Source organism: Pseudomonas fontis (assembly GCF_028656955.1).
In the GTDB taxonomy this organism is placed as follows: domain Bacteria; phylum Pseudomonadota; class Gammaproteobacteria; order Pseudomonadales; family Pseudomonadaceae; genus Aquipseudomonas; species Aquipseudomonas fontis.
On sequence record NZ_JAMDGY010000145.1, the window covers coordinates 1 to 11,548 of the forward strand.

The window sequence follows — 11,548 nt, forward strand, 5'->3', positions numbered from 1 at the left end:
CGGGCAAGACGGTATCTACGATGTTTGGTCAGACTCTCTGGCAATCAGGGCCGATGCCGCCTGGCGGTGGCCCAGCAACTGCTCACGCACCAAATTGTCCACATCCGCCTCACTGGCAACCCGGTACCAATGCCCAGCCGGGTGCACCGTGGCAATCGGCCCGCGATTGCACGGGTACTGGCAGTAGGTGCGGGTAATCAGCACGCCGTCCGGCTTCTCGATAACGTCCGCAGCCGCCAGTTGCTGACGCAGGCGTTTCCACAAGGGCAGGGCGCCACGGCGCACACAGCGCGCCCCGATACACAGAAACAGCTGATGCCGATGCGCCGGAATCTGCGACCAGTTGGGCTTCGCCGGCACCTCGGCAATGCCTGCACACGGCAGATGCTCGGCAGGTTGCTCAATAACTGCACAGGCTTTCGCCGCCGACAGATCATGCCGGCCAAGCAACGCCCCAGTGATAAACAGTCGCCCCGGGGTACTTTCTGCCAAGGTCTGCAATTCGCTGCGCAGCCAGTCCAGGTAAGCACTGTCGGCACCAGGATCGAGGTCGACGATCAGCAACAGCCCTTCGGACTCACGCAAAAAAGCCCCCGTGACCTGCCACAGCTGATCGAACCCCGTAGCGGTGTCGATCACATCAACCAACGCTTCAGGCCCACGCAACCCCTGCAATTGCTGACGAAATGCCAGGGTGGACGAACCCTCGGCCAGGTCCGGCCCCACGAACAACACGCGACGGTAGCTCATCTTCAAACCTTGCGACGTAACAACACAATGAAGAACGCGCCACCAATGGCCGCCGTGGCAATGCCGATCGGCAAGTCCTGTGGGGCAATCAGCGTGCGCGCGGCGATATCCACCCAGACCACGAACAATGCGCCAAGCAGGGCGCTGACCGGCAGCAGGCGGCGGTGTTCGGCACCGACCAGGCGCCGCGCCATGTGCGGCAGCATCAAGCCGACAAAGCCGATGGCGCCGCTCAGCGCGACCAGCACCCCGGTCAGCAACGAGGTACAGACAAACACCTGCCAACGCACATGCCGGGTGTTGAAGCCCAGGCTGACCGCCGTTTGCTCACCGCTCATCAAGGCATTGAGTGCCCGCGACAGGCTCAACAACGCAACAAACCCCGCCAGCACACACAGCGCCGGCAGCCAGAGCAGCTTCCATTGCGCCAGGCCGAGCCCACCGAGCATCCAGAACATCACCGAATTCGCCGCGTGCTGATCGCCCGTGTACAGCAGCAGATTGGCGAACGCCATCAGCACGAACGACACAGCCACGCCAGCCAGCAGCAAGCGATCGCTTTCCAGCCGACCATGGCGGCTGGCAATCGTCAGAACCAGCAACATGCTGCACAGCGCCCCGACAAAGGCGGCAAGCGGCAGGCTGAACACCCCGGCAAATTCGCCCAGGTACAGCACCACGACCACGGCCCCGAGGGCCGCGCCGGAGCTCACACCCAACAAATGCGGGTCGGCCAACGGGTTGCGGGTCACCGCCTGCAGGGCGCTGCCGACCAGCGCAAGCCCGGCGCCGACCAGCGCGCCCAACACCACGCGAGGCGCGCGGATCTGCCAGACGATCTGCGCTTGCCCCAGGCTCCAGTCACCGCCACCGGCCACGCCCAGTTGCTGCAGGGCAATCCCCAGCACCTTGGCCAGCGGCACCTGCGCCGCACCAAAACCCAGCGACATCAGGCACGACAGCAGCAACAGCCCAGCCAACACTCCGAGCAAAGTACGGTAGCCGGCCACACTGCGAATCGGCGTCACGGCGTGCCTCCGGCGAACAGTTGCGGATGCAGTGCCTTGGCCAGGGTTTCAATCGCCTCGGCATTGTCGAGCGACGGCGTTGCCGCCAGGTACGACAGCACCACGAAACGCTGGTTGCGAATGGCATCGACACTGCCCAGGGCCGGGTGTTGCAGCAGGAAGTCGCGCTTCTGCTGCCAGGAGGTCGGCCCGTAATCGACGATCACGATCACCTGCGGGTTGCGCTCGACCATGCTTTCCCAGTTGATCTGGGTCCAGCTGGCGGCTACGTCAGCCATGATGTTCTGCCCACCGGCAGCGTCGATCAGCGCCTGCGGCATGCCCAGGCGGCCAGAGGTGGTGGGGCGGTCTTCACCACTGTCATACAGGAAGACCCTGGGACGCTGATCAAGGTGCTCAAGCCGGTTTTGGACCTTGCTTACACGATCCTTCAAACCGGCTACCAACGTCGAAGCACGCGCCTCAACGTCAAAAATGCGCCCCAGATTGCTCAAGTCGGTGTACAGGTCTTCAAGGCTGGCCTCGCGTTGCGCCATGATCCGCGAGCAGGACTCACTCAGTTCGTAGACCGGGATGCCGAAGGGGGCCAGGGTCTGTGGCGTGACTGGCCCGCCGACATGCATGCCGTAGCTCCAGCCGGCGAAGAACAGGTCGGTGTCCACCTCCAGCAGGTTTTCCAGCGAAGGGTAGCGCGCGGCCAGTTCAGGCAAGCCATCAAGCATCGTTCGCAACGCCGGGTCGATGGTCTTCCACCCGGTAATGCCGGTATAGCCGACCATTCGCTCGCGCAGGCCGAGGGCCAGGAGCATGGCGGTCATGTTGACGTCGTGGCTGACGGCGCGTTGCGGCGAATGCTCGAAGGTCACCGTGCGGTTGCAACTGGTCACCGTGAGCGGAAAGTCGGCGGCTGCGCCACTGAGGGGCAACGCTGCGAGGAGAGTCAAACAGGCCAGGTATCGCTTCATGCGGGGCTGATCCAGGTAATGCGTGGGTGAGGAGCCAGTGGGTGAGTATCCACCAGCGCGTGGACGCCGAATACCTGCTCCAGCCGTTGCTCGGTAAGGACGTCTGCCGGGGTGCCGCTGGCGACGATGCGGCCGCGGTCAAGCACATAGAGGCGGTCGCAGAAGGCGGCAGCCAGGTTGAGGTCGTGAAAACTGGCCAGCACGCCTGGGCCAGCGCCGCGCAGGTGCTGCAGCAGCTCAAGCTGAAAGCGCGGGTCCAGGTGGTTGGTTGGCTCATCGAGAATCAGCAGGTCAGGTTGCTGCACTAGCGCGCGAGCCAACAGCACGCGTTGCTTTTCACCACCGGAAAGCGAAGCAAAGCTGTGGTTGCCTTTGCCCGTCAGCCCAACCTGCTGCAGCGTTGTTTCAATCAGTTGCAGGTCAGCGGCGCTGTCGCCGGCGAACCAGCTTTGGTGTGGCGTTCGGCCCATGGCGACAACGTCCATGACGGTCAGGCCGAAATCCTGGGGGAATTCTTGCAGCATCACGGCAATACGTCGGGCGACCCAACGTGGGGTTTGTTGCCAGATATCCTCGCCAGAAAGGTGCACTGTGCCAGTGTCGGGCGGATTGAAGCGATAGGCGCAACGCAGCAGGCTAGTCTTGCCGCTGCCGTTGGGCCCGATCAGGCCGACAAACTCGCCTGGTTCTACCTGCAGGTCGATGCCTTCAAGTCGCCAAGGCTGTTCTTGACGCTGTCGAGGTTCCCAGCTCAAGTTGTTGATCTGCAACAGTGACATCGCCTGTCTCCATTCAGGAGGGCGACGGGCAGGGGCCCGCCGCCCGTTACATCAGAAGCTGTAGTCAGCCGTGACAAAGAACGAGCGTGGCTCGCCCATCAACCACTGCTGGCCACTGTTCTGCTGGGCCACCGCATAACGCCGGTCCAGCAGGTTGTTCAGTTGCAGGCCCAGGCGCACATCCGGTACCACGTTCCAGCCCAGGTTGGCATCGAGTACGGTGTAGCCCGGCACGTCGACGGTATTGGCAGTGTTGGCGTAACGCGCATCGACATAGCGCAGGCCCATGCCGGCATCGAAGTCCTGGGTAATCGCCTTGCTCACCCACAGGTTGGCAGTGCGCCGTGGCACGTTGCTCGGGCGATTGCCGGCACGCGAAACCAGCTGGCCGGAAACGTTCTCGTTGAACTCGTCGTACTCGGCGCGCACCACCGAGGCGTTGGCCGAGACATGCCAGTTGTTGGCCAATGCCAGCTCCAGGGTCGCTTCCAGGCCGTCCGAAGACTGCTGGCCGATCTGCTGCGACAGGCGGGTGACCGGGTCGGTGGTCAGCAGCTTTTTCTTGACGATGTGGTAGGCCGCCAGGGTCCATTCACCACGACCGCCCCAGAACAGCTGCTTGAGGCCGAATTCAGTCTGCTTGGCTTCGGTCAGGTCCATCTGCTGCTGTGTAGGGTTCAGGCTGATGAGGTTGCTGACCCCGTCCTCACTGGTCGAGTACTGGCCGTACAGCGACAGTTCGGGGGTGACCGCGAAGACCAGGCCCGCACGCCAGTTGCCGCCATCCAGGCTTCGATCAGCACGGGTGTTGGCGCGCTCGTCGGTGCGGTCGATATGGTTCTGGTCACGGCGGATACCGGTGACCAACGACCAGCGCTCCGACAGTTGCAGGCGGTTTTCGGCAAACAGGGCAAAGGTGCGCGTGGTACTGCCGGTGGCTGGCAGCATCGGCGACTGGCTCTGGAAGTAGCCCGGCGCCGGCTGCCATGGGTCGATGAAATCACCACCGACATCCTTGTACGGCGAGTTGCTGGCGACATCGAAGCGAATGCGGTTGTACTCGGCACCGACGACCGTGCGGCTGTCCAGGCCGAACAGGGAATGGTTGAAAGTGAAGCTCTGGCGATCGCCGATCTGCTCCTGGTTGTGCTTGATTTCCAGGTAGTCGCCGCGCAGCAGTTGCTCGCGGCCGCTGTTCCAGGCGAAGGCCTCGGCATTGCGCCAGTGCCGGCGGCTCTTGATGTAGTACAGCTCGTTGCTCGCGCTGACGCTGTCGCTCAAGGTCCAGTCGGTGTTCAGGCGGGTCCACTCATCGTGGTAGCGCTGCACGGCGTCGCGCAGGTTGTAGTTCTTGTCGCGCAGGCTGTCGCGGTAGTGGCCGTCGATCAGCGGCGTGCCGTAGTAGTTCATCGGCTCGGCATCGCCGCGCTCGTGGGCGAGGGTGAAACTCAGCTCATCGCTTGCCTGCCAGCGCAATGCTGCGCTCATGGCCAGGCTGCGCGACTCGCCGCGCTCGATCCAGCCATTGCTTTGCTGCTGGTTGAGGGTCAGGCGGTAGCTCAGGGTATCGGTCAGCGAACCGCCGCTGTCCAGGCCGAGCTGTTCACGGTCGTCGGAGCCATAGCCCAGGCGCAGGCGGTTGCGGATCTCGCCTTCGAAAGGCTTTTTCGGCACTACGTTGATCACCGCGCCGGTGGCGCCTTCGCCGTACAGCACCGAAGCCGGGCCACGAATCACGTCGATCCGCTCGACCATGAATGGGTCGACCGGGAAGGTCTGGGTGCCGGCCCCGGTGTACAGGCGCGCGCCGTCGAACAGGGTCATGACTGAGCTGTGCCCGACAAAGCCGCGCGCCGACATCGAGGTGTTGCCGTTGCCCGGCGAGGCCACGCTGGTGATGCCCGGCGAGCGGCTCACCGCGTCGAGTACCGTGGTGTTGTTGCGACCTTCTATAGCCTGGCGGTCGATAGTGCTGACACTGGCCGGGTTTTCCAGCGCCGAGAGTTTCAGGCGCGAGCCTGCAGGCGTAGGGGTGGCCAGGTCGACAGCCGGGTTGTTGTCGGCCGCTTCGGAAACGGTAGTGGCGGGCAGGGCCAGGGTTTGCTTCTCGGCAGCAAAGGCCAAGGGTGACATCGCCAGACAAGGCAGCAAGCCTAAACGCAGCGAACGGTTCGCCAACGAATGAAGCAGGGAAGAACGGGACATGCGATTCCAACCAATCAGGAATGAATGAATCCCGGGGGAACTACGCATTGGGGGAATCGCGAACGCAAAGTGGCCGCGAAGACCGGCCTGCGCCCGCCCACCGCGGGTTTTGCCAAACGAAGTTGCAGGCCGGTCTCCGGGCTTGCGAGGGTCATGACGCATTCACCTTCCCATGCCTTGGCACAGTGGTCTGTCGAATGGGTCGCTCGCTTACCGTTGCGGGGGCAGCGCCGGACTGATCACCTGAAGTGACGCACCGGCTTCCCGTTTAATCCACTGCACGGCGGCAGTGGACACCTGAAACTGGCGCGCATCTGACCACTTATGGGGTAGGGCGTCAATTCTTTTGAATAGTCGTCAGAATGCGGAAATATCTGCCAAATCAATGAATTCGGGGCTTGCCGGCTGATTGGAAGGCGCCATCATGGCGAACTGACAGGCAGCTTGTCGGCCTGCCGGGAACTCCTGGGGGCGGTGCATCCTCATAACTCATGTTGGTCATCTCTTTTTCGGAGGCACCACCATGCGCCGTGTACTGCTCGTTTCGTCCCTCATGCTGTGCTTGCCCTTCGGCTCGGCCTTTGCCCGTGTCGATGCCGGTGATGTCGCTACCTCGGCGGGGGTCTCCGCCTCGCTGTATTCCACCTTCAAGGACCACAAGCTGATCATCCCGGCGCGCGACGACGCCTCCGCCTTCATCGCCAGCGACGGGGCGATTCGGGGCGTGTACCTGGAGTCGATGATCCAGCAGATGCGTCAGGCCAATCCAGGGCTGCAAGCCAGTGATGAAGACCTGGCCCGGGCCATCCTGACCCGCGACGAGCTAGGCGACGAGCGCTAGTTGTGCCGGGGCGCTACTGATGGAAGGTGCGCCCCAGTGCATCCAGGCGAACGCTGATGGGGGGCAGGCGCTGGCTGCTAACAGCCAGGGTCTCGACATCCTGCGCGGTGCTTTGCGCAATGCTCTGCACCGACTGCAAGCGCCCGACCACTTCACTGCTGGCGGTGGACTGCGCCCGGGTGGTTGCGACGATATGGCCGTTGAGCTGATCAATGTGCGAAATGTCGGCGCCCACGGCTTGCAACATCGCTGCCGCCTGCCGGCTGTCCTCGACACAGCGCGCCACGCCTTCACGGCTCTCGTGCATGGACTCGACCGCTTTGCGGCTGCCTGATTGCAGGGCCTCGATGATCGTGCGGATTTCCTGGGTGGACACGGCGGTGCGCTTGGCCAGGCTGCGCACCTCATCGGCAACCACCGCAAAGCCTCGGCCCTGATCACCCGCGCGCGCGGCTTCAATGGCGGCGTTCAGGGCCAGCAGGTTGGTCTGTTCGGCAATCGCGCTGATGATCTCCAGCACGCTGCCGATGCGCTCGGCCTGGCTTGCCAGCGTTTGCACGGTCTCGTTGGTGCCGTTGATGCGCGACTCCAACTGGATGATCTCGTGCTGGGCGCGGTTCACGCTTTCCTGCCCCCGCGAGATCTGCACGGTCGCCTGGCCGGCGTGCTCGACGGCATCCTCGACATGAATGACGATGTGGCCCATGGCATCGCCCATCTGCTGCATGGCGTCGGTCATGCGCGAGATTTCCAGCAGTTGGTGCTGCGCGCCTTTTTCCAGCGTGCCGCTGGCCTTGGCCAGTTCCTGGCCCAGTTGGCCAAGGCCGTGGGAGTCGCGGACCACGCCATCGACCAGCGCCGTCACCTGGGTGAAGAACTGATCGAAGCGCTGCGCCAGGGAGACATGCGCCTGAGCCTGGTCGTGTTTGCCCGCGTCGCCCGTGAACTGGGAGGTGGCCAGCAGGATCTTGTCGAGCATGTCCTGGCTCTCGACCGCTTCCGCCTGGCTGTGGACGGCCAGGTAGAGGAGGGCGAGGGTCTCCATCACCACGTAGAAGGCATGCACGAAAATCATCGTCCAGCCGCCGTGATGGGCCATGACATACACCGGGAAGCCCTGATGCTGCAGCACGTGAAAACCCACGTGGTGCACGGCGATGGCGGCGGCAGCAATCAGGATCGGCAGCCAGTCGCGGTAATAGGTGAGCACCGCCAACAGCGCAAATATCCCGAAGTGCGATTCGATCAGGCCCTGCGCCTGGTTGATGTGCAGCGCGGCCATGACCATCAGGCCGAACGCCAGCAGGCAGCGCATCAGCCGTGTACCGCCAATGGCGCGGTAGAGCAGGGTCAGTACCAGGCTGGTACCACCGCCTACCAGCAAGGCCTGGATGAAGGTGTCGTGCCAGAACGCCAAGCCGATGGAGAAGCCGAACATCAGCCAGATCAGCCCCAGCATGATGCGGTCGGCCTTGCGGTAGTGCTCAAGAAAACGTGGGGGTAGGGGCATGCACGCTTACTCCGGGTAGTTGAACCAGAATCAAGGGGCAACACAGGGCAGGCTGGGGCGGTGGAAATGGCGTAAAGAAACTGTAGTCGGCAAAAAACACTGGGTTTGCCGAATTTTTGAGGTCATGTTGAGGAAAATTTGTGTTCATCACGAATTTAATGAGTTTGTCTCACTATGCCTTTGTTATCGACAATAGCTCCCATCACACACATTGGAGTTGTTCGTCATGGCCTTGGCCCATTCCCTTGGTTTCCCCCGCATTGGACGCGACCGCGAACTGAAAAAAGCCCAGGAGGCGTTCTGGAAGGGCGAGCTGAACGAAGCGGGCCTGCGTGCGGTGGGTAGCGAGCTGCGCAAGACGCATTGGGACCTGCAGAAAAAAGCCGGTATCGAACTGCTGCCCGTGGGCGACTTTGCCTGGTACGACCAGGTACTGACCCACTCGCTGATGTTCGGGGTGATCCCGGAGCGCTTCCGCCCGCACGACGGCAAAGCCACGCTGCAAACCCTGTTCGGCATGGCGCGTGGCGTCAGCGACAGTTGCTGCGGTGGCGCCCACGCCCAGGAAATGACCAAGTGGTTTGACACCAACTACCACTACCTCGTACCGGAATTCAGCGCCGACCAGCAGTTCCAGCTGGGCTGGGAGCAGTTGTTCGAGGAAGTCGAGGAGGCGCTGGCCCTGGGCCACAAGGTCAAGCCGGTGGTGATTGGCCCGCTGACGTATCTGTGGCTGGGTAAAGCCAAAGGCGCCGAGTTCGACAAGCTGGAGCTGCTTGATCGCTTGCTGCCGCTGTACGGCCAGATCTTCCAACGCCTGGCGACCCTGGGTGTTGAATGGGTACAGATCGACGAGCCGATCCTGGTGCTGGACCTGCCGCAGGAGTGGAAGAATGCCTTCGAGCGTGCCTACAACCAGATCCAGCGCGACCCGCTGAAAAAGCTGCTCGCCACCTACTTTGGCGGCCTGGAAGAAAACCTCGGCCTGGCGGCCAACCTGCCAGTCGACGGCCTGCACATCGACCTGGTGCGTGCGCCGGAACAGTACCCGACTATTCTTGATCGCCTGCCTGCTTATAAAGTCTTGTCGCTGGGCCTGGTCAACGGTCGCAACGTCTGGCGTTGCGACCTGGAGCAAGCCTTGTCGGTACTGCAGCATGCCCATGAGCGTTTGGGCGAGCGCCTGTGGGTGGCGCCGTCCTGCTCGCTGCTGCACAGCCCGGTGGACCTGGGCCGTGAAGACAAGCTGGATGCCGAGCTGAAAAGCTGGCTGGCGTTTGCCGTGCAGAAGTGTGAAGAAGTATCCATCCTGGCCCGCGCGATCAATGAGCCACAAGCGGCGCCAGTGCTTGAGGCCTTGGCGCAGAGCCGTGCTGTTCAGGCTGCCCGCGCCGCGTCGTCGCGGATTCACAAGCCCGCCGTACAGGCTCGTGTAGCTGCCGTGACCGCAGCCGATAGCCAGCGCAAAGGCCCGTTTGCCAAACGGATCGAAGCCCAGCGCAACCGCCTGCAACTGCCGGCGTTCCCAACCACTACTATTGGGTCGTTCCCGCAGACGGCGGCGATCCGCCTGGCGCGTCAGTCGTTCAAGCAAGGCAAGCTGACCGAAGCCGAATACACCGAAGCGATGCACAGCGAGATCCGCCATGCCGTGACGGTGCAGGAGCGCTTGGGCCTGGACGTGCTGGTACATGGCGAAGCCGAGCGCAACGACATGGTCGAGTACTTCGCCGAGCAACTGGATGGCTACGTCTTCACCCGCTTTGGCTGGGTGCAGAGCTATGGTTCGCGTTGTGTGAAACCTGCGGTGATCTTCGGCGACCTGAGCCGTCCGAAGGCCATGACGGTTGAGTGGATCCGCTACGCCCAGAACCTCACCGACAAGGTCATGAAGGGCATGCTGACCGGTCCGGTGACCATGCTGATGTGGTCGTTCCCACGCGAAGACGTGAGCCGTGAAGTGCAGGCACGCCAACTGGCCCTGGCCATTCGCGACGAAGTGGTGGATCTGGAAGCTGCTGGCATCAAGATCGTGCAGATCGACGAAGCGGCATTCCGCGAAGGCTTGCCGCTGCGCCAGGCGCAATGGCAGCACTACCTTGACTGGGCGACCGAGGTGTTCCGCCTGTGTGCCTCGGGGGTGCGTGATGAAACCCAGATTCATACCCATATGTGCTACAGCGAATTCAATGATGTGATCGAGTCCATCGCGGCCATGGATGCCGACGTGATCACCATCGAGACATCGCGTTCGGACATGGAGTTGCTGGAGGCGTTCGAAGCCTTTGCTTACCCGAACGAGATCGGCCCGGGTGTCTATGACATTCACTCGCCGCGCGTACCGGATGCGTCGGAGATGGCCAACTTGCTGCGCAAGGCGGCCAAGCGCATTCCTGCCGAGCGTTTGTGGGTGAACCCGGATTGCGGCCTGAAGACCCGTGGCTGGCCGGAGACTGAAGCGGCGCTGGTGCACATGGTCAGCGCGGCGCGGCAACTGCGTAAAGAACTGGCGTGAATTAGGTGATAGTGGGGGGGGAGGGAAGTTGTCTGCGCTAGAATGCGGCTGATTTTTTCAGGAGCCGTGTATGGGTGATTATTTCAATACTGCGCAGGTGTCTAGTTAATTGCCAAACGATAACTACACTAAATAGACATTTAGTGTAGTTATTAATTTTGCTTATAAAAGGTAGTGAAAAGCAGGGTAATCAATTTACGGAAGGAATCGTATGGAATATCAGGTGCGCATTGCAACCAGTGACGATGCTAGCGCAATCAGCCGTGTGGTGATTACCGCGTTGCGCGAATCCAACGCTCAGGACTATCCGGCCGATGTCATTGCTCAGGTTGAAAAGAGCTTTGCTCCAGAGGCCGTTCAGGGTTTGTTGTGCAGCCGCAGCGTATTTGTCGCTTGTGTAGCTGGTGAACCTGTCGCAACGGCGAGCCTCGATCGGGATGTTGTCAGAAGCGTCTTCGTCGATCCTGCTTATCAAGGCGTTGGAATTGGCAGGACGTTGATGGGCGTGATTCATGCCGTGGCGGTTGACGCCGGCGTGAAGACATTGCGCGTACCGTCGTCGATCACGGCGCAGGATTTCTATGCAGGGTTGGGATACCAGGTGATTCGTGATGAGTTTCATGGTGCGGAGCGTACGATTGTCATGGAGCTGAAGCTGGAGGCTTGATTCACGTGGCGGCTGGGTGGATATGCCCAGGGTTGCCAGAGGGCCGTTTGCTGCGTTCGAAGGCGGTCACTGCACCCAGAATATTGCTACAGAATGTTACGCATAATGTATATTATGTTAAGCCAGATGCTATGTTAGAAATGTTCATGAGGCTCATAAGGTACTGATTCGACAAACCCGCTTCTTGTAACCGTCGCGAATCACGGACACTCCTACCCCTATAACCCCCGCAACCCAAAGCCCACAAGGCCTCCAGCGTCTTGGGGTTGGGGTTATGCCGAGATAAAG

9 protein-coding genes and 1 riboswitch are annotated in these 11,548 nt (G+C 61.8%); of the genes, 3 read left to right on the forward strand and 6 right to left on the reverse strand.

Annotated features, from left to right (window positions below; all coding sequences use genetic code 11):
- Positions 1-15: 15 nt before the first annotated feature.
- From M5G11_RS27270 to M5G11_RS27290, 5 genes are read right to left on the reverse strand one after another with little or no spacing between them, the layout of a single operon-like run.
- The gene (locus M5G11_RS27270) at positions 16-750 is read right to left on the reverse strand and encodes a (2Fe-2S) ferredoxin domain-containing protein (RefSeq protein ID WP_273913980.1); all 735 of its coding nucleotides are present in this window, start codon (positions 748-750) and stop codon (positions 16-18) included.
- 2 nt (positions 751-752) lie between these two features.
- On the reverse strand, positions 753-1,778 hold the full coding sequence (locus M5G11_RS27275; protein WP_420793871.1) for a FecCD family ABC transporter permease: 1,026 nt from the start codon (positions 1,776-1,778) through the stop codon (positions 753-755).
- Complete coding sequence (locus M5G11_RS27280) at positions 1,775-2,743, reverse strand: ABC transporter substrate-binding protein (protein WP_273913979.1); 969 nt, start codon at positions 2,741-2,743, stop codon at positions 1,775-1,777. Before M5G11_RS27280 ends, M5G11_RS27275 begins: the two co-directional genes overlap by 4 nt.
- Positions 2,740-3,522, reverse strand: a complete 783-nt coding sequence (locus M5G11_RS27285) for an ABC transporter ATP-binding protein (RefSeq protein WP_273913978.1) — start codon at positions 3,520-3,522, stop codon at positions 2,740-2,742. Before M5G11_RS27285 ends, M5G11_RS27280 begins: the two co-directional genes overlap by 4 nt.
- A gap of 51 nt (positions 3,523-3,573) precedes the next feature.
- A complete protein-coding gene (locus M5G11_RS27290) occupies positions 3,574-5,727 on the reverse strand; it encodes a TonB-dependent receptor (protein WP_273913977.1) in 2,154 nt (717 codons plus the stop codon).
- Positions 5,728-5,837: 110 nt separating this feature from the next.
- A riboswitch (cobalamin riboswitch) is annotated at positions 5,838-6,043 on the reverse strand.
- A 207-nt stretch (positions 6,044-6,250) separates the two neighbouring features.
- On the opposite strand from M5G11_RS27290, the gene M5G11_RS27295 reads away from it, so the two are divergent.
- Complete coding sequence (locus M5G11_RS27295; RefSeq protein ID WP_273913976.1) at positions 6,251-6,568, forward strand: DUF2388 domain-containing protein; 318 nt, start codon at positions 6,251-6,253, stop codon at positions 6,566-6,568.
- A 13-nt stretch (positions 6,569-6,581) separates the two neighbouring features.
- On the opposite strand, the gene M5G11_RS27300 is transcribed toward M5G11_RS27295, so the two are convergent.
- Positions 6,582-8,078: a methyl-accepting chemotaxis protein gene (locus tag M5G11_RS27300; protein WP_273913975.1), complete on the reverse strand. Its 1,497-nt coding sequence runs from the start codon at positions 8,076-8,078 to the stop codon at positions 6,582-6,584.
- Between the two features lie 226 nt (positions 8,079-8,304).
- Between M5G11_RS27300 and metE the strand changes: the two genes are divergently transcribed.
- Complete coding sequence (gene metE / locus M5G11_RS27305) at positions 8,305-10,593, forward strand: 5-methyltetrahydropteroyltriglutamate--homocysteine S-methyltransferase (protein WP_273913974.1); 2,289 nt, start codon at positions 8,305-8,307, stop codon at positions 10,591-10,593.
- 211 nt (positions 10,594-10,804) lie between these two features.
- Positions 10,805-11,260, forward strand: coding sequence for a GNAT family N-acetyltransferase (locus tag M5G11_RS27310; protein ID WP_273913973.1), 456 nt, complete (start codon positions 10,805-10,807; stop codon positions 11,258-11,260).
- The last annotated feature ends 288 nt before the right edge of the window (positions 11,261-11,548 follow it).

Bases quoted from the DNA above. Each gene is read 5' to 3' on its own strand.
- M5G11_RS27310 (WP_273913973.1), top strand. From the start codon at position 10,805: ATGGAATATCAGGTGCGCATTGCAACCAGTGACGATGCTAGCGCAATC.
- M5G11_RS27285 (WP_273913978.1), bottom strand. From the start codon at position 3,522: ATGTCACTGTTGCAGATCAACAACTTGAGCTGGGAACCTCGACAGCGT.
- M5G11_RS27280 (WP_273913979.1), bottom strand. From the start codon at position 2,743: ATGAAGCGATACCTGGCCTGTTTGACTCTCCTCGCAGCGTTGCCCCTC.
- metE (WP_273913974.1), top strand. From the start codon at position 8,305: ATGGCCTTGGCCCATTCCCTTGGTTTCCCCCGCATTGGACGCGACCGC.
- M5G11_RS27290 (WP_273913977.1), bottom strand. From the start codon at position 5,727: ATGTCCCGTTCTTCCCTGCTTCATTCGTTGGCGAACCGTTCGCTGCGT.
- M5G11_RS27300 (WP_273913975.1), bottom strand. From the start codon at position 8,078: ATGCCCCTACCCCCACGTTTTCTTGAGCACTACCGCAAGGCCGACCGC.
- M5G11_RS27295 (WP_273913976.1), top strand. From the start codon at position 6,251: ATGCGCCGTGTACTGCTCGTTTCGTCCCTCATGCTGTGCTTGCCCTTC.
- M5G11_RS27270 (WP_273913980.1), bottom strand. From the start codon at position 750: ATGAGCTACCGTCGCGTGTTGTTCGTGGGGCCGGACCTGGCCGAGGGT.